Origin of the sequence: Sphingopyxis sp. (genome assembly GCF_040216815.1) — a bacterium.
Lineage (GTDB): Bacteria > Pseudomonadota > Alphaproteobacteria > Sphingomonadales > Sphingomonadaceae > Sphingopyxis.
Genome location: NZ_JAVJOJ010000006.1, coordinates 39,222 through 63,392, shown reverse-complemented (window position 1 = coordinate 63,392; position 24,171 = coordinate 39,222). Strand labels below are relative to the sequence as shown.

Sequence of the window (24,171 nt, the reverse complement as noted above, 5' to 3'; positions counted from 1 at the left end):
GGTGCTTCGACAAGCTCAGGACAAACGGCATAGAAGTTGGCGCGAGAGTTAAAAGTCCAGCGGCGCGTCCAGTTCCTTCATCTGCCACGGCAGACCGTGCTTCATCAGCATATCCATGAAGGGATCGGGATCCATCTGTTCCATGTTGAACACGCCGTCGCCGCTCCAGGTGCCCGTCACCATCATCGCTGCGCCGATCATCGCGGGAACGCCGGTGGTGTAGCTGACCGCCTGATTGCCCGTTTCGGCATAAGCGTCCTCATGGTCGCAGATGTTATAGAGATAGAGCGTCTTTTCCTGACCGTCCTTGCCCAGCCCGGTCGCGATGACGCCGATGTTGGTCTTGCCCTTCGTCGTTTCACCCAGGCTCGACGGTTCGGGCAGCACGGCCTTCAGGAATTGCAGCGGGATGATTTCCTTGCCCTCGTAAATCACGGGGTCGATACGCGTCATCCCGACATTCTGGAGCACGGTAAGGTGCTGGATATAGGCATCGCCGAAGGTCATCCAGAAACGGATGCGCTTGATTTCGGGGAGGTGGGTTTTCAGGCTTTCGATCTCCTCATGGTACATGAGGTACATATTCTTCGGGCCCACTTCCTCGAAATCGAAGGACTGCTTCACCGACATCGGCGGCGTTTCGACCCAATCGCCATTTTCCCAATGACGCGCGACCGCGGTGACTTCGCGGATATTGATTTCGGGGTTGAAGTTGGTCGCAAAATGCTGGCCATGATCGCCGCCGTTGCAATCGAGAATGTCGAGCGTGTCGATGCGCTCGAAATGATGTTTGCGAAGCCAGGTCGTGAAAACGCTGGTGACGCCGGGATCGAATCCCGATCCGAGCAGCGCCATCAGCCCCGCTTCCTTGAAACGGTCCTGATACGCCCATTGCCAGTGATATTCGAACTTCGCCTCGTCGCGCGGCTCGTAGTTGGCGGTGTCGAGATAATGGGCGCCGGTCGACAGGCACGCCTCCATGATCGTCAGGTCCTGATAGGGGAGGGCGAGATTCACCACGTGCGTCGCGCCAACCGATCGGATCAGCGCCGCAGTCGCGTCGATATGGTCGGCATCGACTTCGGCGGTCTTGATCGTGACGCCAGTGCGCTTCTTCACCGAATCGGCGATGGCGTCGCATTTGAACTTGCGCCGGCTGGCGAGCGTGACGTCGGGAAAGATGTCGGGGTTCATCGCCATTTTATGCACCGCGACCGAACCGACGCCGCCTGCGCCGATCACCAGAACCTTGCTCATCGAAAAATCTCCTGTCGCGGACGCTTGCCGCCTTGTCTTGTATGCCCGGCCCTATAGGACGAAGCCATGACAGAACAAAGCCCCGATCCCTTGCTGGACCCGACCCGCGCGCCGACGCGTGCGGGCGTCGAACGCGCTGCGGCCAAAGTCGCTGCATTGCTGCCGCAGACCCCGTTGCTGCCGCTCGATATCGACGGGCGCACCATCTGGTGCAAGGCCGAATGCCTGCAACCCGTTGGCGCCTTCAAGATTCGCGGCGCCTGGCACCGGCTGACCGACCTCACGCCCGCAGAGGTTGCCAGGGGCGTCGTCGGCGTGTCGAGCGGCAATCACGCGCAGGGCGTGGCATGGGCGGCAAAGCGGCTGGGGATCAAGGCGACGATCGTGATGCCGAGCAATGCACCCGCGATGAAGCTTGCGGCGACGCGCAAGCTGGGGGCCGAGGTCGTGCTTTACGACCGCGTCGCCGAATCGCGCGATGCGGTCGCCGCCGAACTGCTCGCACAGAGCGGCGGAACGCTGGTACATGCCTATGGCGACCCGTGGATCATCGAGGGACAGGGTAGCGCAGGGATCGAGGCGGCCGCGCAAATGAAGGCGCGCGGACTAGACGGTCCCGACAAGGTGATCGCCTGCTGCGGTGGCGGCGGCTTGACGGCCGGGCTTGCGCTCGCCTGTCCCGAGGCCGAGATCGTGGCGGTCGAGCCCGAAGGATGGGACGATGTGACGCGCAGCCTTGCCGCGGGCGAAATTCTGAGCGTCGACGACATGGCCTATCCCACCGAATGCGACGCGTTACAAACGCCCGAGACATGGCCGATCAACTTCGCCGTTCTGCGCGCCCGCGGCGTGACGGGCGCTGTTGTGACACGCGGCGAGGTGCGCGACGCCATGCGTCTGGCGTTCGAAAGGCTGCACCTTGTCGTCGAGCCTGGGGGGGCGGTGGCGCTTGCGGCCGTACTCGCCGGAAAAGTGAGCGCGACCGATGCAACGCTCGTCACCCTGTCGGGCGGCAATGTCGATCCGCTGAAATTTGCGGAGATCATCACCGAATAGCCGGCGGAAACTTATCCGTAGGCGTGCGTTTGGACGGCAAAGGAGAAGCAGGATGCAGAAAAGCGTGATTCTGATGAGCGCGGCGGCGCTTGTGCTGCTGGCAGGCTGTGAAAAGGCCGAAGCGCCCGCACCGGCACCCGCGGAGGCGACGACAGCCGATGTCTCGGCCGGGGGCGCTCCGGCGACGGCATCCGATCAGGCGGGAGCGCATCGCTTTGCCAATTGGGCCGGAAAATGGATGGGTGTGGAAGGGATGTACGCTGCAATCACCCTCGCCGAGCCCGGCAAATATAAGCTGGAGATGCAGTCGGATCTGGACACAAAGGGGACCTACGACGGCAAGGACAGCGAAGAAGGCATCCTGTTCACGCGGGGTACGGAGGAGTTGAGCCTGCGGCCTGGCAGCGGCGAGGCGACCGGCCTTAAATATCTTGCGGGCAAGAAGGACTGCCTGATCGTCAAGCAGGGCGAAGGTTATTGCCGCGACTGAACGGTGACGGCGATCGGTACCGTGGCGGCAGCGCATTTTTGACGCTGTCGCCGATTTGTCATCGAACCGACGCGGGAATCGCAACAAATGCTGTCATGTGGACCCCGGATCCATCGTTTCCGGAAGAGCATGACATATGGCAAGCCAGCCCAATCGCAAAATTGCCGCCGCCGTTGTCCGCGAGGGTGCCGAGCGCAAGCAGCGCCTGCTCGACCGCGCCTTTGCGCTGGCGTTCAAGGGCCTCGTCTATGCGCAGATTTGGGAAGACCCGCTCGTCGACATGGAGGCCCTGGCGATCGAGCCCGGCAACCGGATCGCAACGATCGCGAGCGGCGGCTGCAACCTATTGTCTTACCTTACCGCCGACCCTGCCGAAATCGTCGCGGTCGACCTCAACACCGCGCATGTCGCGCTCAGCAATCTGAAGCGGGTCGCGGTCCAACGCCTGCCCGACTATTTGAGTTTCCGTCGCTTTTTTGCCGATGCCGACAGCGGCGCAAACATCGCCGATTATCGCATCTTTGTCCGGCCCCACCTCGACGACCACAGCCGCCGCTATTGGGAAGGCCGCGATCTCGCGGGGCGCCGCCGCATCAACGGCTTTGCCCATGGTCTTTACAAGCGGGGACTTCTCGGCAGCTTCATCGGTCTTGCGCATCTGGTAGCGCGGCTGCACCGGATCGATCCCAAGGAATTTCTCGCCGCCCGAACGATCGAGGAGCAACGCGCGATCTTCGAGGAGAAATTCGCGCCCTTCTTTGACCGCAAGTTCATCCGCTGGATCACTGACCAACGCTCGTCGCTTTTCGGTCTGGGCATTCCGCCGGCGCAATATGATGCGCTTGCCGCGGGAAAGCCGATGGCCGACGTCCTCCGCGCGCGGCTCGAAAAACTCGCCTGCGACTTTCCGCTTCAGGAAAATTATTTCGCCTGGCAGGCGTTCGGGCGCGGTTATGGCAAGGGGATCGCGGTGCCGCTGCCGCCCTATTTGCAGGCCGCAAATTATCCGACGGTCAAGGCGCGCGCCGAGCGGGTGACGATGCTCCACGCGAATATGACCGACATGCTGGCGGGAAGCGATGCCGCGAGCTTCGACCGCTATATCTTCCTCGATGCGCAGGACTGGATGACCGACGCGCAGCTCGCGGCGCTATGGAGCGAAGTGACGCGCACCGCGCGGCCCGGCGCGCGCGTGCTCTTTCGAACGGCGGCGGAACCGAGCCTGTTGCCGGGGCGGCTTCCCGACGACCTGCTCGGCCGGTGGGATTATCGCGTCGAAGCTTCGCTCGACTATACGCGCCGCGATCGTTCGGCGATCTATGGCGGCGTGCATCTTTATGTCCTGAAAGGCTGATGGGTGCGCGAAGGAATGGGACATGGCGCGCAGATGGATCGCGTCTATCGCGGACAGCGGCATATCTATGACCTTACCCGCAAATATTATCTGCTCGGCCGCGATCGGCTGATCGACGAACTGGCGCCGCCGGTCGGCGGACGCATTCTCGAAATCGGCTGCGGGACGGGGCGCAACCTGATTGCCGCCGCGCGCTGCTGGCCCGGCGCGCGCCTCTATGGCATCGATATTTCGGGCGAGATGTTGAAGAGCGCGCGAGCGTCGATTGCCCGGGCGGGCCTTTCGAGGCGGATCAGCGTGGCCCAGGCCGATGCGACGGGCTTCGATCCCGAGCGCCTGTTCGGGATCGGCCCGTTCGACCGCATTTTTCAAAGCTATACGCTGTCGATGATCCCCGACTGGCCGGGGTCGATGCGCGAAGCGGTGCGGCACTTGCCGCCCCACGGATCGCTCCACATCGTCGATTTCGGCCAGCAGGAGGAATTGCCCGGATGGTGGCGCGCCGCGCTGCACGGCTGGCTCGCCCGCTTTCATGTCGAACCGCGCGCAACGCTGATCGAAACGGCGCGTGACATCGCGAACGAGGCGGGCGGGGCACTGTCCGTTACGCGCCTCTATCGCGGCTACGCCTGGTCGCTGCGGCTCGACAGGCGGCCGCGATAGGGTCAGGGCGCGGGGCGCGTCGCGCTGAACGAAAAGGCGACATCAACCGCCGCGGCGATGGCGTCGGTCGCCGCCCATTCGCCCTGACCGACTCCGAAGGCGGTGCGGTCGATCCGGGCGGTTCCGGCAACGCGCGCGCGATTGCCGTCGATATGCAGAGTGAAACCTACCCTTGCGGGGTTGGTTGCGCCGCGCAGGCCAAGCGTACCGCGCGCTTCATAACGGTCTCCGTCGAGATGGCGGATGTCGCGCGCGGTGAAGACCGCTTTCGGATGCGACCCCGTGTCGAAGAAATCGGCGCCCCTCAACGAATCGTCGCGCTGTCCGTCGCCCGTATCGACCGAGGAAAGGTCGACCGTGACGCGAATGCTTGACCTTGCCAGATCGTCGGGGCTGAAGCGGATGGCCGATTGCCAACGCTCAAAGCGACCTTCGATCCCTTCGCCGTTCCAGCGCGCCGTAAAGCCGAGCCGTCCGCCCGGCGCGACCGTCCAGCCGGCAAGCGGCTGAAGCTGCGCCTTCTTTGGTGCCTCGGCGGCGGTGGGCTCTTCGGATGTTTCGCCGGTTTCCGGCGTGTTCGTCTCGGCAGGGAATGGGGAGGGGGCAGTTGCGGGTGTCGCCGCCGTCGAAGCAGCCGGGCGCGCTGGCTCCGCGGAAGCCGCTTGCTCGCGGTCCGGATAGACCGCCGCGCCAACCGCAAAGGCGCCGCCAACCAGGGCCACCGCGATCAGGGTGTGCCCGGCGGCCCTGCCGCGCGCCCAAGGAAGCATCCGCTGAAGCTCGGGTTTGCCGAGCAGCCACTGATGGCGCAACGCGCCCGCGACATGCAGCACGAAGAGCGCGATCGCAAGCCACGCCATCGCGCCATGGATCGCTTCGGCCGGTTCATGCCAGCCGCGTCCGACGGGGAGATGCGGCCAGGGGATGATGCCGAAGATCAGCGTTGGAACCTTCATCTTTGCGGTCGATACCAACAGCCAGCCCGTGACTGGGCCGACGATCATCACTGCATAGAAAAGGCCGTGGACCAGCGCTGCGAGGCTGCGCGTCCACGCCGGTCCATCGGATACCGGCGGTCGCGGAAAAACGAAACGGACGGCAAGGCGCGCGACGCTCAACAGAAGGATGGCGATCCCCACCGACTTGTGGAGTTGATAGCGCGCGAAAAGTTCGGGGCTGTTATCGCCCTCGAGCGCCCAGCCGAGCGCAATCTGGAAAGCGAGCAGCAGGGCGATTAGCCAGTGTAGTGTTACCGCGGTGTAGCTGTAGCGTGGGGCGCCCATGCGAGGAGTTGGTAGCTCTTTGCAGGATTTGTACAAGTATCAAAAGGATTTGACATCCTTCGCTGCAGCGGACGCCGCACCGCGCGTCGTGGGTGGAAACGGTCTTGCCCGGGTTGGACCGGAAAACCGCTATCGACCGCTCAGGCCGCTTTGCGCATGTCGAGCCGGTCCCAGATTTCGACCAGCGCCTCGGTAAGCTCGCGCATCATCGCTTCGTCGTGCGCGGGGCCGGGCGTGAAGCGCAGGCGTTCGGTGCCGCGCGGCACGGTCGGGAAATTGATCGGCTGCACATAGACGCCATATTCGGCGAGCAGAATGTCGCTGATCTTCTTCGCGCGCACCGGGTCGCCGACCATCAGCGGGACGATATGCGTCGTCGAATCCATCACAGGCAGCCCCGCGTCACGGAAACACTGCTTCAGATAGGCCGCGGCCGCCTGTTGCGCGTCGCGCTCGACGCTCGACGCCTTCAGGTGCCGCACGCTGGCGAGCACGCCCGCGACGAGCACCGGCGACAGGCTGGTCGTAAAGATGAAGCCGGGCGCATAGGATCGGATCACGTCGATGATATTCTTTTCAGCGGCGATATAGCCGCCCATCACGCCGAAGGCCTTGCCCAGCGTGCCTTCGATGATGGTCACGCGATGCGCCGCTTCGTCGCGGTCGGTGATGCCGCCGCCGCGCGGGCCGTACATGCCGACGGCATGGACCTCGTCGCAATAGGTGAGCGCGTTGTGTTTTTCGGCGAGATCGCAGATTGCGTGGATCGGCGCGACATCGCCGTCCATCGAATAGACGCTTTCGAACGCGATCAGCTTGGCCGCTTCGGGATCGTCGGCGGCGAGCAATTCTTCGAGATGCGCAAGGTCATTGTGGCGCCACACGCGCTTTTCGCAGCCCGAATTGCGGATGCCCGCGATCATCGACGCGTGATTGAGCTCGTCCGAATAGATGATGCAGTTCGGCAGCAGCTTGCCAAGCGTGCCGAGCGTCGCTTCGTTCGAAATATAGCCCGATGTGAACAGCAGTGCGCCATCCTTGCCGTGCAGATCGGCAAGTTCATGTTCGAGATCGACATGGTAATGCGTGTTGCCGCCGATGTTGCGCGTGCCGCCCGATCCCGCGCCAACGTCGTGCAGCGCCTCTTCCATCGCCTCGATGACCTTCGGATGCTGGCCCATCGCGAGATAGTCGTTCGAGCACCAGACGGTGATCGGCTTTGGCCCATTGTGGCCGGCGAAGCAGCGCGCGTTCGGAAAGGCGCCCTTGTTGCGGAGGATGTCGATGAAGACGCGGTAGCGCCCTTCTTCGTGAAGGCGGTCGATCGCACGGGCGAAAATGTCGTTGTAATTCACGTGTCAGCCCCGCAGTCAGGTGCCAGTCAAATTTCGGGCGCCGCTCCCCCGGCGGCTGTTAACATCGGGGCCAATAACGCCGAAAGCGGTCGAAGGCCAGTGCGAACGATTCGCAGCACTGGGGCAGATTGTCCCATCAAATCGTTTCGATCGATCCGATGCCATAGGGCGCCAGCGCCTCGAGAGGGGGAGGACGCCGTTGATCGCTGCGCGTAAAGACCGCTGCTGCGGGGGTTGTCGTACTGGGCCAAGATTGCCCGTCGGTCAGATATGCGATGCGCCGTGCGATGCCCGGGGCGCCGTCGATCAGCGCGACGCCGGGACCGAAACCCGACTGGAGTTCGTCTTTCAAAAGCGGAAAATGGGTACAGGCAAGGACGACAACGTCGATCGCTTCGCCTCCCGGCTGGTCGCGAAGTCCCGCAACCGCCCGCGCGACCACCTCCGGATCGACCGGATCGCCGCGAAGCTTTGCTTCGGCGCCCGTAACGAGGCCGGGACTGCCGTGGCGAAGCACCGTCTTGTCCCCTGCAAAGCGCGCGCTCAGATCGTCGACATAGGGCTGGCGCACCGTCGCTTCGGTGCCCAGAACCCCGATCACGCCCGTCCTTGTCATCGCGGCCGCGGGCTTGATCGCTGGCACGGTCCCGACGATCGGTAGGTCCAGCGCCGCGCGAACATGCGCGAGCGCGATGGTCGAGGCGGTGTTGCAGGCGATAACCGCGAGCCGTGGCTGATAGCGTTCGGCAAGGCGACCGAGCAGCGCAGGCACGCGCGCGGCAAGTTCCTCGTCGCTCTTCTTGCCATAAGGCAGCCCTGCATAGTCGGCGGCATAAACGATCGGCGCGGTTGGTAGCAGGCGGCGCGTGGGGCCGAGCACCGTCAGCCCGCCGAGGCCGCTGTCGAAGAAAAGAATGGGGGCATCGGGGGCGGTTGGCTGCATGGGCTCCGCCTAGCAGGCGATGCAAAGCCCCTCAATCGTCTTGGCTGCGGTGACGGCTTTGTCCGTTTCGGATAGCGATATGTGCGAATCCGTTGATTGCTTCGGCCAACCCGGCCAGAAGGGGCGCGAAGGCAGCGGGGAGTGTAATGACCATCTATTTGTTGATTGCCGGCGGCTATCTGCTGGGCTCCATCCCCTTCGGCATCATCCTGACGCGCCTGTTCGGTGCGGGCGACCTGCGCCAGATCGGGTCGGGAAATATCGGTGCGACCAACGTGTTGCGGACGGGGCGCAAGGGGCTGGCCGCGGCCACCTTGCTGCTCGACGGGGCAAAGGGCGCCGCAGCCGTGCTGCTCGCGCCCCAATTCGCACCCGAACTGGACCAACACGCCGCAATGATCGCGGGGGCCGCGGCGATGATCGGCCATTGCTATCCCGTCTGGCTCAAATTTCGCGGGGGCAAGGGCGTCGCGACATTGCTTGGCCTCGCGCTCGCGCTCGCCTGGCCCATCGGCCTGGTTTTCGCGGGCGTATGGCTTGCTGCGGTTCTGCTTCTTCGTATCTCGTCCCTCGGCGGGATGCTGGGGGCGGTGTCGGCTCCGGCGGCCGCCTTTGCGCTTGGCTACCCCGTTTACGGCGCCGGCCTCGCCGGCCTCGCGGTGATTGTCCTCTGGCGGCATCGCGAGAATATCGCGCGGCTGCGCGCCGGGACCGAGCCGCGCGTCGGCGGCGCCGGGGAGCGCGCGTGAACCATGCCGAACGGCTGGCGCGGCTGCGGCTGATCCGCACGCCGCACGTCGGCCCGGTGAGCTGGCACCAGCTGATGCAGCGTTTCGGGTCGGGCGAGGCGGCGCTGGCGGCTCTGCCCGACCTCGTGCTGCGTGGCGGCGCGGGCAGGGCGCGGATCGCCCCCGCCGAAATCGCCGAACGCGAGATCGAGCGTGTCGCGGCGCTCGGCGCGCGGCACCTGTTCTGCGACGAAGAGGATTATTCGCCGCTGCTTCGCGAAGTCGAGGGGGCTCCGCCCGTGCTGGTCGTTCGCGGCGATACGGCGATGCTCCGGGCGCCGTGCGTCGCCATTGTGGGCGCGCGCAACGCGTCGGCGGCCGCATGCCGCTTTGCGCGCCAGCTCGCGGCCGATCTGGCAGGGCAGGGCGCGACGGTGGTGAGCGGTCTGGCGCGCGGAGTCGACACGGCCGCGCATGTCGGTGCGCTCGTCGGCGCGACGGCGGGCGTGATCGCGAGCGGGATCGACATCGCTTTTCCGCCCGAAAACGCAGCCCTTCAGGAAAAGATCGCGTACGACCAGTTGCTGATCGCCGAACAGCCGCCGGGCACCGAGCCGCTTGCGCGCCATTTCCCTTCGCGGAACCGGATTATCGCGGGATTGGCGCACGGCACAGTGGTGATCGAAGCGGCGCCCCGGTCCGGGTCGCTGATCACCGCGCGCCGTGCGGGCGATTACGGACGCGAAGTGATGGCGGTGCCCGGCTCCCCGCTCGATCCGCGTGCGCAGGGATGCAATCTGCTGATCCGCGAAGGCGCCACATTGATCCAGACGGTCGATGATGTGATCGAGGCGATCGGTCCGATCGATCGGCGCATGGTACGCGAAACTGGCTGCGCATTTGCAGCAGCGCCGGTCGCCGAGCCGGCCGAGGGCGAGCGGCGCGCACTTGTCGAGCTGCTCGGCCCGACGCCGGTGGCTGTCGACGAACTGGTACGCCAGTCGGGGCAAGACGCGGCGGCGGTGCAACTGGTGCTGCTCGAACTCGAGCTTGCCGGGCGGATCGAGCGCCACGCCGGAGCTAAAATATCGCTCGTGTGAGGTACGGCACAGCGCCGCGCGACTGCCCCTCTATCCACTGGTCGCGGTTCAGCCACGGTTCAGCGGCCTCGCGACAGGCTGATGATATTGTATTACATGAGTGGGGAGATGGACGATGCGCCACCGGCTTTTGACAAGCGCCACGATGGCAGCGGTGCTGGCGAGCGCCCCAGCGCCCATTTCCCTTGCCATTGCCCAACCGGCGGCCGATCGCGCGCAAAGCTATTGCCGTAACGCTGCGCCGCTGCCGCAGCTTGGACCCGAAACGACCACGCGCCGGCAGACCGGGGGCGATCACAAATCCGAAGACCGGGGGCGGCGCGACCGCGACGATATGGCGATGGCTCCGCCGCCACCCCCGGCGCCCCCTCCGCCCCCACCGCCAATCTCAGCGACGGCAACGGCCGAGGCGTCGGGTTATGACAGCGCGGGCGCGGCGGCCGAAGCCGTCGTCACCGGATCGCGCGCGCGCGCCGCGCCGCCCTCCATGCCGACCCCGACCCCCGACAGATCTATCCTGCCACCCTATCCGCCGCGGCCCTATCCGCAGCCGCAACCGCAGGCGGGTCTTTTGACCGCGGGCGAACATGACGACCTGCTCAACCCTGAACTCTATGCCGCCTATGTGAACCGCAGCGGCAATCTGGGGCAGGAGGTGCGCGACCTGCCGCGTGTCGATACCACCCGCGTCGTCACGGTGAAGGTGCAGGACCGGAACGGCCAGCCGATCCCCTTTGCCGACGTCGTCGTGACGTGCAGCGACGGCAACAGCATCACGATGGCGACACAGGCCGACGGCAGCGCGGTCTTCTTTCCCGGCCTCGACCGGCTGAGCGAGCGGATCAGCATTTCGGCGCGCCAGGCGGGGCGGACCATCGCCGATGCGCGGCCCGTGCTTGTTACCAACGCCGCAGGCGGGCAACAGGTGGGGCTGACCGCCAACCGCGCAGCAACCAAGGCGTCCAAGCTCGACCTGATGCTCGTGATCGACACGACGGGCAGCATGGGCGACGAAATCCGATATTTGCAGGCCGAGTTGCGATCAATCATCGGCGCGATCACGGCCAAGCACCGCGATCTCGACATCCGCGTAGGCTTCGTCTTCTATCGCGACCTCGGCGACGATTATGTGACGCAGACGGTCGGGTTCGACCGCGACATCGGGCGCGTCCAGGGCGCGCTCGCGCGGCAACAGGCGAATGGCGGCGGCGATTATCCCGAAGCCATGGACCAGGCGCTCATCCGCGCGGTCGGACAGGACTGGCGCGCCGACGCGGTCAAGTCGCTGCTGCTCGTCGCCGACGCACCGCCGCACGACGACAAGCTCGGACGGACGTGGCGGGCGGCCGAGGCGGCGCGCGCGAAGCGCATCCACATCACACCCGTCGCCGCGTCGGGCGTTGCCGACAAGGCCGAATATGCGATGCGCGCGATGGCGGCCGCCACGCAGTCGCGCTATCTGTTCCTGACCGACGACAGCGGGGTTGGCAATCCGCACGCGCCGCCGGCGATCGACTGTTACCTCGTCACCCGGCTCGACGCGCTCGTCCGCCGCGTGATCGACAGCCAGATCAGTGGTCGCCGGATCGAACCTGAGGAGCGGGAGATCATCCGTAGCGTCGGCCAATATGATGCGGGCAAGTGCATCCTTCCTGCCGATTTCAAGTGGCAGAACAGCTGATGGCATGACGCCATCCCATTGACATCCCCCCGTAGCTGTCCGATGCGGGGGCGTGGGTTGCTTCGATTAGCTTCTCTTTTCGGTCGGGGGGTCGACGGCGGGGAGAGGGGTCGGAGGGAATATCCATGCGAAAATTGCTGTCGGCGATCGCCGCCGCCGCACTGCTTGTTCAGCCCGTCATTGCCACCGCTCGCGACAAGGAGCCCGTCAAGATTTCGGGCCCGTCGAATGCCAAGGGCGTCGCCACCGTGGCGATCGGCGCCTTCAATGTCGGCTTTATTTTCGAATCGATCGACCAGACGCAGAAAACCGGCGGGTTGATGGGCGCCTTTGGCGGTACGACCAAGGCAAAGAGCGAGCTTGTCGGAGTGACGCCCGCAATGATGCAGTCGATCACCGATGCCGCCTATGCCGATTTGGTTACACAGCTCGAAGCGCGCGGCTATGCTGTGCAAACGCCCGCCGACCTTTTCGCGCACGACGCGCTCGCCAGGACCAAGGCGCGGGAGGCGCCACTCGACATCAACATCACGCTCGAAAAGGGCAGCAAGGGCAAGGCGACCTTTTACAAGCCGTCAGCGCTGCCTTCGCAATTGATGATCCCCGGCGACTTTACTGGATCGGGAATGAGCAGCATGGGAATCAACATGACCGGCAGCCAGGTCGGCATGGCGCTTGCAAACTACGCCAAGCAAACGGGCATCGGTGTCGTCGACGTCGTCTATCTGATCGACTTTTCCGATCAGAAGCGCCCCGGCTTTTTCAGCTTCAAGGGGCTGGAAGTGAACAGTGGGCTCTCGGTCGCCGCGGACTATTCGCGCATGACGCTGATCGCGCCAAACGGAAAACAAGCGGTGATCACGGTGAAGGCACCGGTCGGCGTCGAGGGCGATTTCATCGAACGGAGCGACGCGTCGACCGGCACCGAAAAGGCGGTGCAATCGACCGCGAATGTTGCGGGCGGGCTTGCGGCTGCGGCGGGCATCGGACTGCCGCGCTTTGGCAAGACGCGAAAATTCCAGTTCACCGCCAAGCCCGGCAATTATGAAGAGGGCGCCGCCAAGGCCGCCAGCCTGGCGAACGAGCTGCTTACCGGACGGCTGGGCGCATTGCGCTGAAATCCCCCTGCGGGTGCTCCTTAAATTCCCTTGACGGAAGGACGGAGCGCCCGCAACCCTCGCGCGCATGTACGCAAGAGTTTTCGGGGAACGAGTTTTTTCATGCAATTGGTGATTGTGGAATCGCCCGCCAAGGCGAAAACGATCGAGAAATATCTCGGTCGCGATTTCAAGGTGCTGGCAAGCTATGGCCATGTGCGCGACCTGCCGCCCAAGGACGGGTCGGTCGATCCCGACGACGGCTTTGCGATGCAGTGGCAGCTTTATCCCGACAAGGCGAAACGGCTGAAGGAAATTTCGGACGCGGCCAAGGGCGCCGATCGCCTGATCCTCGCGACCGACCCCGATCGCGAGGGTGAGGCGATCAGCTGGCATGTTCAGGAATTGCTGCGCAGCAAAAAGGCGCTGCCGGAGGTCGTCGACCGCGTCACGTTCAACGCGATCACCAAGCAGGCCGTCACCGACGCGATGGCGCATCCGCGCGGGCTCGACGATGATCTGATCGACGCCTATCGCGCGCGCCGCGCGCTCGACTATCTGGTCGGCTTCACCCTGTCGCCGGTGCTGTGGCGCAAGCTGCCTGGCGCCAAATCGGCGGGGCGCGTCCAGTCGGTCGCGCTGCGCCTCGTCGTCGAACGCGAACGCGAGATTGAAGCTTTTGCCTCGCAGCAATATTGGTCGGTGACCGGCCTCTTCGAAATGGGCGGCACGCCGTTCAAGGCCCGGCTGTCGCGTTGGAAGGGCGACAAGATCGAGCGGCTGTCGATCGGAAGCGAAGCCGATGCCCGCGCCGCTGAAGCCGATGTAAAGGCCGGTCATTTCACCGTCGATGCGGTCGAGACCAAGCCGCTCACGCGCAATCCGCCGCCGCCCTTTACCACGTCGACCCTGCAACAGGAGGCCGCGCGCAAGCTCGGTTTCTCCGCCAGCCACACGATGCGGATCGCGCAGGCGCTCTATGAGGACGGCGCGATCACCTATATGCGAACCGACGGCGTCCAGATGGACGGCAGCGCGATCAGCGCGGCGCGCAAGGCGATCGCCGACCGCTACGACGGCGGCTATGTTCCCGACAAGCCGCGCCAGTATCAGACCAAGGCGAAGAATGCGCAGGAAGCGCACGAGGCGATCCGCCCGACCGACTTTGGCAAGGACAAGGTCGGCGGCGGCGATCATGCGCGGCTCTACGACCTCATCTGGAAGCGCGCGCTCGCGAGCCAGATGGCGTCGGCGCGCCTTGAGCGCACCAGCGTCGATCTGTCCGACGGCACCGGCAGGACGATGCTGCGCGCGACGGGACAGGTGGTGAAATTCCCTGGCTTCCTCGCGCTTTACGACGAAGGACGCGACGACGCTGAGGACGAGGACGCGCGCCTGCTCCCGGCGATGGCGAAGGGTGATGCGCCTGCAAAAACGGGCGTCGAAGTCGAGCGCCACGAGACCCAGCCGCCACCGCGCTACTCGGAGGCAAGCCTCGTCAAGAAGATGGAGGAACTCGGCATCGGGCGGCCGTCGACCTATGCCTCGATCCTTCAGGTGCTCAAGGACCGCGCCTATGTGCGCGTCGAAAAGAACCGCTTTCTCCCCGAAGAGAGCGGACGGTTGCTGACGGCGTTCCTCGAACGCTTCTTCGAACGTTATGTCGAGTATGATTTTACCGCCGGGCTGGAGGAAGAGCTCGACGACGTATCGGGCGGCCGGGCGCAGTGGCAGGCGGTTCTCGACCGTTTCTGGCGCGATTTCAAGCCGCGCACCGGCGAGGTGATGGAGCAGAAACCGTCGGAGATTACCGCCGCGCTCGACGAATTTCTCGGCCCTTATCTCTTCCCCGACAAGGGTGACGGCAGCGACCCGCGCGTCTGTCCCAATTGCGGCACCGGGCGGCTCGCGCTGCGCGGCGGCAAGTTCGGGCCGTTCATCGCGTGCAGCAACTATCCCGAGTGCAAGTTCACCCGCAAATTCGCGCAGCCGGGCGGCAATGGCGAGGCCGATACCGGTCCCGAAACGCTGGGCATCGACCCCGCAAGCGGGCTGGAAGTGACGAAACGCAGCGGACGCTTTGGCCCCTATATCCAGCTCGGTGAGGGCAAGGAAGCGAAGCGCTCGTCGATCCCCAGGGACATAGCGGCCGAAGATTTCGACCTCAATTATGCGCTACGGCTTTTGAGCCTGCCGCGCGACGTCGGCATGCACCCTGAAACGGGCAAGCCGATCGTCGCGGGCCTTGGGCGCTATGGCCCCTATCTGCTCCACGACGGCAAATATGCGAAATTGACGGGTACGGCCGAGATTTTCGAGATCGGCATGAACGCGGCGGTCGCGCGCATTGCCGATGCCGCGAACGGCGGTGGGCGTGGGCGTGCGAAGGCCGAGCCGCTCAAGACCTTTGGTGCGCATCCGACGAGCGGCGGCGAGATAAAGTTGATGGCGGGGCGCTTTGGCCCCTACGTCACCGACGGAACGACCAATGCGACGCTGCCCAAGACGGTTGAGCCCGATGCGCTGACCGAGGAGGAAGCAATCGCACTGATCGACGCGCGCGCCGCCAAGGGACCGGCGAAGGGCAAGAAGACTGCGGCGAAGAAGAAGGCACCTGCCAAGAAGGCGACAGCGAAGAAAGCGCCCGCGAAAAAGAAGGCTGCGGCGGAGTAGCCAGCTCTAACGTCATCCCGGCGAAAGCCGGGATCTCGCCGTCCTGGCCTGACGCACCATAGAGATCCCGGCCTTCGCCGGGATGACGCTGTGGTTTGCATATGATAGCCTCCCTGCAAAACGGGGAGAATTTGTGTATGCGGTCTTTGCTCGCTGTCTGTGCTGCATCCTTGCTTGCGCTCGCGTCGTCAGCGTCCGCCCAACAGGTCGGCGCTCTCATATCCGCCGACCCGGTCGTCGATACTCCCGCCGGAATGCAGGCATGGCGCATCCGCTACTGGACGAGTAATGGCGCCGGTAGCCCGCAGCAGGTGACGGGTATGGTCGTCGCGCCGCGCGAGGCAATGCCGCGCCAACCGCGCCGCGTGATCGCCTGGGCGCACGGCACATCAGGGGTGGTCGAAAAATGCGCGCCGTCGAACAGCGCCGGATTTTACGACGCGACACCGGGACTCGCCGACATGATCGCGCAAAATTACGTGGTCGTCGCGCCCGACTATCCGGGGCTGGGCAGTGCGATGCCGCACCCCTATCTGGTCGGGACCGACACCGCTCATTCGGTGCTCGATGCCGTGCGCGCGGCGCGCGGCATTTCGGGCGCCGCGGCGGGCAGCCGATTTGCGCTGTGGGGCGAATCGCAGGGCGGACACGCCGCGCTTTGGACCGCCGCCTCGGCGCGCCACTATGCGCCCGACCTGACGCTCGTGGGGACCGCCGCCGCCGCGCCGCCGACCGACCTCGCCGCGAACATGCGGCAGGCTAGCGACGCCAATGCGCGCGCGATGCTGCTCGCCTTCACGCTCCACAGCTGGTCGCAGCATTTCGGCTATTCGCTCGACGGCTTCACCAACAAATCGACGCAGGGCGTGATCCGGCGCCTGGCGGAGAATAATTGCATCGAGCTGCACAACAAGCCGAAGCTCGGCACGATCCTCGGCATCCTCGCGGTGCGGCAGGCGGTGAAGCGCAAGGATGTCACGCGGCTTCAACCCTTTGCCGCGACGATGCGAGCGAACAGCGTCGATCCCGCGAACGTGCCGGGGCCACTGCTCATCGCCCAAGGCACCAAGGACACGATCGTCGCCCCCGCGGTCACCCGAACCTTCGCCAAGGCCGTGTGCAAGCGCCGCACGCCGCTCCGCTGGATCGAAATACCTGGCGGCGGCCACATCGACAGCGCGCGCGGGAATGCGACGGGCGACACGCTGGCGTGGATCTCCGCGCGCTTCGACGGACAGGCGCCGCCGGACGATTGCCGGCGGCTCTAAACCTTCAGGCGAGGTAGTCGACGAAACGCGTCAATCGACCCAATCGAGCCCCATGTCGCGGTAGACGCTGCGGTCCTCGTCCCAATTTTCCTTCACCTTGACGTGCAGGAACAGGTGGACCTTGCGCCCCATCAACTCGGCGAGTTCGGCGCGGGCCTTGGCGCCGATTTCCTTGATCCGGCTGCCTCCCTTGCCGAGCACGATCGCGCGCTGGTTGTCGCGCGCGACATAGATTTGCTGGTGGATTTCGGCGCTGCCGTCGGGACGCGTCTTGAAGAGTTCGGTCTCGACGGTCGATTGGTAGGGCAGTTCTTCGTGGAGCTGACGATAGAGTTGCTCGCGGGTGATTTCGGCGGCGAGCATACGCTCGGGCGCGTCGCTGACCTCGTCTTCGGGGAAGTGCCACGGCCCCTCGGGCATCAGCGCGGCGAGATGCGTCTTGAGTTCGGGGACGCCATCACCGCTGCTCGCCGCGATGAAGAAGGTTTCGTCGAAGGCGAGCCGCGAATTGAGCTCGGTGGCTATTGTGAGCAGCGTGTCCTTCTTCACAAGGTCGACCTTGTTGAGGACGAGATATTTCTTCTCCGGCCGCCCCGCGACCCCCTCCAGCACGCGCTCGACGCGCCCCGTCAGCTTGGCTGCGGCATCGACCATCACCAGGATCGCCTCGGCTTCCTCCAGGCTGCCCCAGGCGGCGGCAACCATTGCGCGGTCGAGCCGGCGGTTCGGCGCAAAGATCCCGGGGGTGTCGATCAGGATGATCTGCGTTTCGCCCTCCATCGCAACGCCCATCAGCCGCGTGCGTGTCGTCTGCGCCTTGGGGCTGACGATCGCGACCTTCTGACCGACGAGCGCGTTGACGAGGGTTGATTTGCCCGCATTGGGGGCGCCGACGACGGCGACGAAACCGCAATGCTGCGTCATTTTTCCTGTCCTTCGAGTTCGGCGAGCAGCGCCGCCGCCGCGGCCTTTTCGGCCGACTGCTTGCTCGCGCCTTCGGCCTCGGCGTACGCGAGCTTTCCGATGCGCACCGCGACGCGGAAGCGCGGGGCATGGTCGGGCCCCTCCCGCGCGACGATTTCATATTCGGGCGGGCGACGCCCCCGCGCGAGGGCCCATTCCTGAAGCGCAGCCTTGGGGTGCTTGGGCGCCGCCTGTTGCCCGTCGATCATCGCGCCCCAATGCGCGACAATGAAATCGCGCGCCGCATCCATGCCGCGGTCGAGATAGATGGCGCCGATCAGCGCCTCGATGACGTCGGCGGCGATATTGTCGCTATGGCGCCCGCCGTCGTTGCGCGCCTGCGCGCCAAAGCGGATCAGTGCGGGAAGGTCGAGACGCTGCGAGACCGCGGCGCAGGTTGCACCCGATGCGAGCACATGCAGCCGCGACGACATCTCGCCCTCGCTGGCGTCGGGAAAGCGGCGGAAGAGTTCGGACGCCAGGACGAGCCCGAGCACGCGGTCGCCCAGGAACTCCAGCCGCTGATAATCGGCGCGTCCGGTGCTGCCGTGGGTGAGCGCGAGGTCATAGAGCGTCACGTCGTCCGGCGCGGCGCCGATGATCCCGGCGAGCGCCGCGGTGTCGAGAGCCTCGCTCAAAAACCGTCCCCGATGCGATCCCAGCGCGCGGCGGTGAACCAGCTGATCGGATTGAACCAGCTTGCCGACCCGTCGGTCGAGAACATTCCCACGAGCGCGTGGCCGACCAGATTTTCTTCGGGAACCAAACCGATGCCCTGGTTCTCCATCGCGGGGAAACGGCTGTCGGCGCTGCGGTCGCGATTGTCGCCCATCAGGAACAAATGCCCGTCGGGCACGACGGTCAGCGGCATATTGTCCTCGGCGATCGTCGTGATGTCGAGAATCGCGTAGCTCTTGCCGTTCGGCAATGTTTCGCGAAATTGCGGGTACCGGCACTGGCGCTGCCCGTCGGCCCCCACTTCCTCGAACTCCATCGCATAACAGGGGAGCGTGCCGGTGGCGCGCGCGGCGTCGACCATGTTCGGCGTCACCGGAATCACGAAATCGGGCATCGGTACGCGGGGCAGGGGCTGGCCATTCAGCCAGACGATACCGTCGCGCAGCTCGACGCTATCGCCGGGCAGGCCGATGACGCGCTTGATATAATCATTGTCGGCGGTCGGCGGCGCCTTGAACACGACGACATCGCCGCGTTCGGGCGTGCGCGGAAATATCCGGCCCGGGATCAATGGCACGCTGAACGGCAGGCTGTATTTCGAATAGCCGTAGGCCATTTTGTTGACGAGCAGATAGTCGCCAATCAGCAGGCGCGGCTGCATCGACTCCGACGGGATGTTGAACGGCGACAGAAAAAAGCTGCGAAAAACAAGAACGGCGACCGCGAGTAATGCAAGAAAGCGCACGGTGTCGACCGCCTCTTCCTTGGCCGATGCCGGGGCGGGCGTCGGCGCGGAGGGGGAGGGCGAATTATCGGCGGCGATACTGGCTTCGGTCATGCCGCGGCATTGGCGATGAATAGGTTACCACGTCAAGCAAATATCGGCGGATGACGCTGGCGCGGTGCGGACGGCAGGCCTAGAGAAAGAGCCGACATGGCACCCCGTTCGTGCCGAGCGGAAAAGAAGGACGTTCCTATGACAACCGCATCAGACATTTGGCAGGCCCTTGCCGACTGGCAACCCCGAAAGCTTGCCGAGCTGATCGCCGCCGACCCCAAAGCGCGGTTGCAAGTACTGGTCCGCAACGTCGCCGACATACGTTTCGATTTCGCCAAGACGCACCTCGACGGCGAGGCGATCGCGATCCTGTCGGGACTTGCCGAGGCACAGGATTTTGGCGGGCGGCGCAAGACGCTCTTTTCGGGAGGCATCGCCAATCCGACCGAGAATCGCGCCGCCGAGCACAGCGCCGAACGTGGCGATGGTGCGCCTGAGTCGGTGCATGTCGCGCAGGCGCTGCACCAGCGGATGCGGATGATGATCGACGCGATCGAGGCCGGAGCCTTTGGCGAAATCCGCCATCTGCTCCATATCGGCATCGGCGGGTCGGCGCTGGGTCCCGATCTGCTCGTCGATGCGCTTGGCCGTCATAGCGACCGGTATGATGTCGCGGTGGTGTCCAATGTCGACGGCGCGGCGCTTGACGAAGCCTTCGCCCGGTTCAGCCCCGAACACACGCTCGTCGCGGTCGCCTCCAAAACCTTCACCACAACCGAAACTTTGCTCAACGCCAATTCGGCGCTCCAATGGCTCGACGAGGCGGGCGTTGACGATCCCCTCGGCCGCTTTATCGCGCTCACCGCCAAGCCCGACCGCGCAATGGAATGGGGGATCGACGAAACGCGCATTCTGCCGTTCAGCGAAACCGTGGGCGGGCGCTATTCGCTCTGGTCGTCGATCGGCTTTCCCGCCGCACTTGCGCTCGGCTGGGATGCCTTTGCTGACCTGCTGGAAGGCGCGGCGGAGATGGACCGGCATTTCCGGCTTGCCGAGGGCGCCGATAACGTCTGCCTGCTCGCTGCTTTTGCCGACCAGCTTTACGCCAACCGGCTGGGGGCCCAGACACGTGCGGTGTTTGCGTATGACGAGCGGCTGCGGCTGCTCCCGGACTATCTGCAACAGCTCGAAATGGAATCGAACGGCAAATCGGTGACGCTGGACGGCGCCCCGCTGGGCCGCGCAAGTGCGCCGATCACCTGGGGCGGCGTCGGCACCGATGCGCAACATGCGGTGTTTCAGCTGCTTCATCAGGGCACGCATCTGACCCCCGTGGAGTTCATCGTCGCGCGCGAGCCCGACCATCTGCTCGACGATGCGCACCACGAAACGCTCGTTGCCAATTGCATCGCGCAGGGCGCCGCGTTGATGACCGGGCGGGCGAGCGACGATGGCGCGCGCCACTATCCGGGCGACCGGCCTTCGACGACGATCCTGCTCGATCAGGTGACGCCGCGCAGCCTGGGGGCGCTGATCGCTTTCTACGAGCATCGCACATTTGCCAACGCCGTGCTGCTTGGCATCAACCCGTTCGACCAGTTCGGGGTCGAACTGGGCAAGGAAATGGCAAAGGGTCTGGCCGAAGGCACGATCGAATTCGATCCCGCAACGCGGGCGTTGATGGACGCTGCAATGGGCGATTGACCGGCGCACCATGCCTCGCCGGGCGCAATTTGCAGTTGGCAAGGCGGCGGCGCGTAACCACATGGGGCCTTGAACCGTATTTCACCCGGACCGGAAAATTGGGGGCCCCATGCGTAAATTCGATTTCGATCTCTTTGTCATCGGCGCGGGTTCGGGCGGGGTGCGCGCGAGCCGCGTCGCCGCCTCCTATGGCGCGCGCGTGGCGGTGGCGGAGGAACATCGGGTGGGGGGAACCTGCGTCATCCGGGGGTGCGTTCCCAAAAAGCTGCTCGTTTATGGCGCCCATTTCGCCGAGGATCTGAAGGACGCGCGGCAGTTCGGCTGGGACGTGCCCGACTGCAAATTCGACTGGGACCGGCTGCGCGACAATGTGCTGAACGAAGTGACGCGGCTCGAAGGCCTCTATGGCCAGACGCTCGACAATCACAAAGTCACCTTGTTCAAGAGCCGGGCGACGGTCGTAGGACCGCAAAAGGTCAAGCTCGCCGACGGTCAGGACATTACGGCGGAGCGTATTCTGATCGCGACCGGCGGTTGGCCCTTTGTCCCCGAATTTCCCGGCAGCGAACATGCGATCACCTCGAACGAGGTTTTCCATCTCGACAAATTGCCGTCGCGGATCGTGATTGCCGGCGGCGGCTATATCGCCAATGAATTTGCCGGCATCTTCAACGAGTTCGGCAGCAAGGTCACGATCGTCAATCGCGGCGATACGATCCTGCGCGGCTATGACGAGCAGATCCGTGACCGTCTGCTCCAGATTTCGATGACCAAGGGCATCGAGTTCAAATTCAACGCGCCCTTCCAGTCGATCGAGGAAAAGAAGGACGGATCGCTCACCGTCCATCTCGGCAATTGCGACCCGATCGATGCCGACGCGGTGCTGATCGCCACAGGCCGCGTCCCCAACACCAAGGGATTGGGGTTGGAAGATGTCGGGGTCGAACTCGACGCAAAGGGCGCGATCAAGGTCGATGATACGAACCAGTCGTCGGTCCCCAGCATCTACGCTGTCGGCGATGTGACCGATCGCATCCAGCTGACCCCCGTTGCGATCCGTGAGGGGCAGGCCTTTGCCGACAGCGTTTATGGCGGCAAGCCTACCGTTGTTGACTATCGCAATGTGCCGAGCGCAGTGTTTTGCCATCCGCCGATCGGTGCGGTCGGGATGACCGAGGCGGAGGCGCGCAACAAGCTGGGCACGGTCCGCACTTATACCAGCGATTTTCGCGCGATGAAAAATGTGCTGGCGGGCCGCAATGAGCGCGCGCTCTACAAGATGATCGTCGACGAGGCGACCGATCAGGTCGTCGGCCTGCACATGATCGGGCCCGATGCGCCGGAGATTTTGCAGGCCGCTGCAATTGCGGTGAAGGCGGGGCTGACCAAGGCCGATTTTGACGCCACCATCGCGCTGCATCCGAGCATGGCGGAAGAGTTGGTGCTGCTGAAATAGGTCAAATCGTCGCCCCCGCGGAGGCGGGGGCCGCTGGCAGCATTGCTCAGAACGAGGAACGGCAAGGCAGACGACGGCCCCCCCTTCGCGGGGACGACGGACTATCCAATCCGATACGGCACCACGTCACGCCGGTCGGGATCAACCAAAATCGGGCGGTCGCTTGGCGGGAAGGCGCGCTGATCGCAGTCATCGCGCGGACAGATGCGACACGACAGGCCGATCCGCGCTGCCGCCTGCGGTGCTTCGACGTCGACGCCGTCGGCATAGACAAAGTCGGCGGCATATTGCGCCTCGCACCCCAGCGCGACGGCGTAGCGGCGCGGTAGCCGCGCGTAACTGCCCGACGGTTTCACCAGCCCCTTCGCCATCGACACATAGCGCAGGCCGTCGGGCGTCTCGGCAAGCTGGAACAGGATGCGGTCGGGGATCGCCGCCGCTTCGTGGACGATCCATAACGGGCAGGCACCACCGAAGCGCGCGAATTGCAGGCGCGTTGCGCTGTGCCGCTTGGTGATGTTGCCCGCCATATCGACGCGGCAGAAGAACATCGGAATGCCGCGCGCGCCGGGGCGCTGAAGCGTCGAAAGCCGGTGGCACGCCTGTTCGAAACTGACGCCATATTCGAGGCGCAGTCGGTCGATGTCGTGGCGCACCGCGCGCGCGCTGGCACGGAAGGGGGCATAGGGCATCAGCACCGCGCCCGCCGCATAGTTGGCAAGGCCGACGTGGAGCAATTGGCGGGCAGCGGCGGTGCGCAGCGGGCTCGCCTCGACCACCGCCGCGATCTCGTCTGCGAGCGCCAGCGCGGCGAGCTGATGCGCGAGCTGGAAGCGCCGCGTCTCGGCGGGCTGCGATGGGTCAATGACGAGATGGCGCATCGTCGCGTCAAAATCGCGGAGCGCCTGCGCTTGGCGGTAAACGATCGAGATGCCGAGCGCGTCGCGCAGGCGGCGCTCGATCGTTTCGATGGGGGGGGAAGGGACGCGCCCTCTCAGCTCGCCCGCAAGCGCTTCGGCCGCTCGGTCCAGCCGATCGACATAGTTGCCTGCGTCGTGGAACCAGTCGCGCACCTCCTCCCACGGCAGGCGGCTGCCCTCTGCCGTGCCGCCGGTCAGCGCTTCGTCGATGATCTGGAGCCGCTGTCCCGCGCGGCGGTAGGCCGCGTGGAGCGCGACGAACTGGTCGGCGAGCTGCGGCTGCTGGAGCGCGGCGCGCTCGATCTGCTCGGGGGGGAGGGGCGAGGCGGCAAAGAGCGGATCGGCGGCGGCCTCGCGCAGCGCGCCGGCGCGCCGGTCGCCGACGTCGGCGGCGACTTCTTCCCATTCGAGCGGGAACAGCTTTTGCAACCGGTCGAGCAACGCGGGGGTCAGCGGGCGGTCGTCATGCTCGATCTGGCTGAGGTAGGAGGCCGAGATGCCGAGCTGGCCCGCGAAATCGGCCTGACGGAGCGCGCGGCTTTCCCGAAGCCCGCGAAGTTGCCGTCCGGCGTAGAGGCGCGTGGGGGTCACTGTTCGCTTCTCCATCCCCGGTCGCATTGAGCGAAGTCGAGATGCCCCTCGGTGTGGCACGATGTCGAAGGGTGTCTCGACTTCGCTCGACACGAACGGTCATAAAGGGTTGTACTTTGCAAACTTGCACTTT

20 protein-coding genes are annotated in these 24,171 nt (G+C 65.0%); 12 read left to right on the top strand and 8 right to left on the bottom strand.

Annotated features, from left to right (window positions below):
- Positions 1-48 precede the first annotated feature (48 nt).
- A complete protein-coding gene (locus RIA72_RS09200) occupies positions 49-1,257 on the bottom strand; it encodes a saccharopine dehydrogenase family protein (RefSeq protein ID WP_350031884.1) in 1,209 nt (402 codons plus the stop codon).
- 66 nt (positions 1,258-1,323) lie between these two features.
- Here RIA72_RS09200 and RIA72_RS09195 point away from each other — a divergent pair, with 66 nt between their 5' ends.
- The 4 genes from RIA72_RS09195 (at position 1,324) to RIA72_RS09180 (ending at position 4,820) form a co-directional block, all read left to right on the top strand.
- Positions 1,324-2,313 (top strand): threonine ammonia-lyase, encoded by a 990-nt coding sequence (locus RIA72_RS09195; protein WP_350031883.1) that lies wholly within the window; start codon positions 1,324-1,326, stop codon positions 2,311-2,313.
- A gap of 52 nt (positions 2,314-2,365) precedes the next feature.
- Positions 2,366-2,803 carry a hypothetical protein gene (locus RIA72_RS09190; protein ID WP_350031882.1) on the top strand — a complete coding sequence of 146 codons (438 nt, stop codon included), beginning with the start codon at positions 2,366-2,368 and terminating at the stop codon, positions 2,801-2,803.
- 136 nt (positions 2,804-2,939) lie between these two features.
- Positions 2,940-4,157 carry a BtaA family protein gene (locus RIA72_RS09185; protein ID WP_350031881.1) on the top strand — a complete coding sequence of 406 codons (1,218 nt, stop codon included), beginning with the start codon at positions 2,940-2,942 and terminating at the stop codon, positions 4,155-4,157.
- A 15-nt stretch (positions 4,158-4,172) separates the two neighbouring features.
- The gene (locus tag RIA72_RS09180; protein WP_350032094.1) at positions 4,173-4,820 is read left to right on the top strand and encodes a class I SAM-dependent methyltransferase; all 648 of its coding nucleotides are present in this window, start codon (positions 4,173-4,175) and stop codon (positions 4,818-4,820) included.
- Between the two features lie 2 nt (positions 4,821-4,822).
- Here the strand turns inward: RIA72_RS09180 and RIA72_RS09175 are convergent, their stop codons facing one another.
- From RIA72_RS09175 to murI, 3 genes are all read right to left on the bottom strand, one after another.
- Complete coding sequence (locus RIA72_RS09175; protein WP_350031880.1) at positions 4,823-6,103, bottom strand: YceI family protein; 1,281 nt, start codon at positions 6,101-6,103, stop codon at positions 4,823-4,825.
- Positions 6,104-6,243: 140 nt separating this feature from the next.
- Positions 6,244-7,458, bottom strand: a complete 1,215-nt coding sequence (gene hemA, locus RIA72_RS09170) for a 5-aminolevulinate synthase (RefSeq protein WP_350031879.1) — start codon at positions 7,456-7,458, stop codon at positions 6,244-6,246.
- Between the two features lie 136 nt (positions 7,459-7,594).
- Positions 7,595-8,401 (bottom strand): glutamate racemase, encoded by an 807-nt coding sequence (murI, locus tag RIA72_RS09165; protein WP_350031878.1) that lies wholly within the window; start codon positions 8,399-8,401, stop codon positions 7,595-7,597.
- A 146-nt stretch (positions 8,402-8,547) separates the two neighbouring features.
- Between murI and plsY the strand changes: the two genes are divergently transcribed.
- The 6 genes from plsY to RIA72_RS09135 all read left to right on the top strand — a co-directional run bounded on the left by plsY (position 8,548) and on the right by RIA72_RS09135 (position 16,948).
- Complete coding sequence (gene plsY, locus RIA72_RS09160) at positions 8,548-9,150, top strand: glycerol-3-phosphate 1-O-acyltransferase PlsY (protein ID WP_350031877.1); 603 nt, start codon at positions 8,548-8,550, stop codon at positions 9,148-9,150.
- Positions 9,147-10,229: a DNA-processing protein DprA gene (gene dprA, locus RIA72_RS09155; RefSeq protein WP_350031876.1), complete on the top strand. Its 1,083-nt coding sequence runs from the start codon at positions 9,147-9,149 to the stop codon at positions 10,227-10,229. Before plsY ends, dprA begins: the two co-directional genes overlap by 4 nt.
- Before the next feature lie 115 nt (positions 10,230-10,344).
- A complete protein-coding gene (locus tag RIA72_RS09150) occupies positions 10,345-11,910 on the top strand; it encodes a VWA domain-containing protein (RefSeq protein WP_350031875.1) in 1,566 nt (521 codons plus the stop codon).
- Between the two features lie 125 nt (positions 11,911-12,035).
- A complete protein-coding gene (locus RIA72_RS09145) occupies positions 12,036-13,028 on the top strand; it encodes a hypothetical protein (RefSeq protein WP_350031874.1) in 993 nt (330 codons plus the stop codon).
- A 102-nt stretch (positions 13,029-13,130) separates the two neighbouring features.
- Complete coding sequence (topA, locus tag RIA72_RS09140; RefSeq protein WP_350031873.1) at positions 13,131-15,680, top strand: type I DNA topoisomerase; 2,550 nt, start codon at positions 13,131-13,133, stop codon at positions 15,678-15,680.
- Positions 15,681-15,934: 254 nt separating this feature from the next.
- A complete protein-coding gene (locus RIA72_RS09135) occupies positions 15,935-16,948 on the top strand; it encodes an alpha/beta fold hydrolase (RefSeq protein ID WP_350031872.1) in 1,014 nt (337 codons plus the stop codon).
- A gap of 30 nt (positions 16,949-16,978) precedes the next feature.
- Here the strand turns inward: RIA72_RS09135 and era are convergent, their stop codons facing one another.
- From era to lepB, 3 genes are read right to left on the bottom strand one after another with little or no spacing between them, the layout of a single operon-like run.
- Positions 16,979-17,872, bottom strand: coding sequence for a GTPase Era (era, locus tag RIA72_RS09130; protein ID WP_350031871.1), 894 nt, complete (start codon positions 17,870-17,872; stop codon positions 16,979-16,981).
- Positions 17,869-18,549 (bottom strand): ribonuclease III, encoded by a 681-nt coding sequence (gene rnc, locus RIA72_RS09125; protein WP_350031870.1) that lies wholly within the window; start codon positions 18,547-18,549, stop codon positions 17,869-17,871. Before rnc ends, era begins: the two co-directional genes overlap by 4 nt.
- A complete protein-coding gene (gene lepB / locus RIA72_RS09120; RefSeq protein ID WP_350031869.1) occupies positions 18,546-19,427 on the bottom strand; it encodes a signal peptidase I in 882 nt (293 codons plus the stop codon). Before lepB ends, rnc begins: the two co-directional genes overlap by 4 nt.
- A gap of 138 nt (positions 19,428-19,565) precedes the next feature.
- On the opposite strand from lepB, the gene pgi reads away from it, so the two are divergent.
- Entirely contained in the window at positions 19,566-21,071 is a 1,506-nt protein-coding gene (pgi, locus tag RIA72_RS09115) for a glucose-6-phosphate isomerase (RefSeq protein ID WP_350031868.1), read from the top strand.
- Between the two features lie 109 nt (positions 21,072-21,180).
- Positions 21,181-22,527 carry a glutathione-disulfide reductase gene (gor, locus tag RIA72_RS09110; protein ID WP_350031867.1) on the top strand — a complete coding sequence of 449 codons (1,347 nt, stop codon included), beginning with the start codon at positions 21,181-21,183 and terminating at the stop codon, positions 22,525-22,527.
- Positions 22,528-22,628: 101 nt separating this feature from the next.
- On the opposite strand, the gene RIA72_RS09105 is transcribed toward gor, so the two are convergent.
- Complete coding sequence (locus tag RIA72_RS09105) at positions 22,629-24,065, bottom strand: helix-turn-helix domain-containing protein (protein ID WP_502957949.1); 1,437 nt, start codon at positions 24,063-24,065, stop codon at positions 22,629-22,631.
- Positions 24,066-24,171 lie beyond the last annotated feature (106 nt).

Bases quoted from the DNA above. Each gene is read 5' to 3' on its own strand.
- RIA72_RS09175 (WP_350031880.1), bottom strand. From the start codon at position 6,103: ATGGGCGCCCCACGCTACAGCTACACCGCGGTAACACTACACTGGCTA.
- RIA72_RS09195 (WP_350031883.1), top strand. From the start codon at position 1,324: ATGACAGAACAAAGCCCCGATCCCTTGCTGGACCCGACCCGCGCGCCG.
- RIA72_RS09145 (WP_350031874.1), top strand. From the start codon at position 12,036: ATGCGAAAATTGCTGTCGGCGATCGCCGCCGCCGCACTGCTTGTTCAG.
- topA (WP_350031873.1), top strand. From the start codon at position 13,131: ATGCAATTGGTGATTGTGGAATCGCCCGCCAAGGCGAAAACGATCGAG.
- pgi (WP_350031868.1), top strand. From the start codon at position 19,566: ATGACAACCGCATCAGACATTTGGCAGGCCCTTGCCGACTGGCAACCC.
- RIA72_RS09190 (WP_350031882.1), top strand. From the start codon at position 2,366: ATGCAGAAAAGCGTGATTCTGATGAGCGCGGCGGCGCTTGTGCTGCTG.
- RIA72_RS09185 (WP_350031881.1), top strand. From the start codon at position 2,940: ATGGCAAGCCAGCCCAATCGCAAAATTGCCGCCGCCGTTGTCCGCGAG.
- RIA72_RS09135 (WP_350031872.1), top strand. From the start codon at position 15,935: ATGCAGGCATGGCGCATCCGCTACTGGACGAGTAATGGCGCCGGTAGC.
- era (WP_350031871.1), bottom strand. From the start codon at position 17,872: ATGACGCAGCATTGCGGTTTCGTCGCCGTCGTCGGCGCCCCCAATGCG.
- RIA72_RS09200 (WP_350031884.1), bottom strand. From the start codon at position 1,257: ATGAGCAAGGTTCTGGTGATCGGCGCAGGCGGCGTCGGTTCGGTCGCG.
- murI (WP_350031878.1), bottom strand. From the start codon at position 8,401: ATGCAGCCAACCGCCCCCGATGCCCCCATTCTTTTCTTCGACAGCGGC.
- plsY (WP_350031877.1), top strand. From the start codon at position 8,548: ATGACCATCTATTTGTTGATTGCCGGCGGCTATCTGCTGGGCTCCATC.
- RIA72_RS09105 (WP_502957949.1), bottom strand. From the start codon at position 24,065: ATGCGACCGGGGATGGAGAAGCGAACAGTGACCCCCACGCGCCTCTAC.
- lepB (WP_350031869.1), bottom strand. From the start codon at position 19,427: ATGACCGAAGCCAGTATCGCCGCCGATAATTCGCCCTCCCCCTCCGCG.
- RIA72_RS09180 (WP_350032094.1), top strand. From the start codon at position 4,173: ATGGGACATGGCGCGCAGATGGATCGCGTCTATCGCGGACAGCGGCAT.
- RIA72_RS09150 (WP_350031875.1), top strand. From the start codon at position 10,345: ATGCGCCACCGGCTTTTGACAAGCGCCACGATGGCAGCGGTGCTGGCG.
- gor (WP_350031867.1), top strand. From the start codon at position 21,181: ATGCGTAAATTCGATTTCGATCTCTTTGTCATCGGCGCGGGTTCGGGC.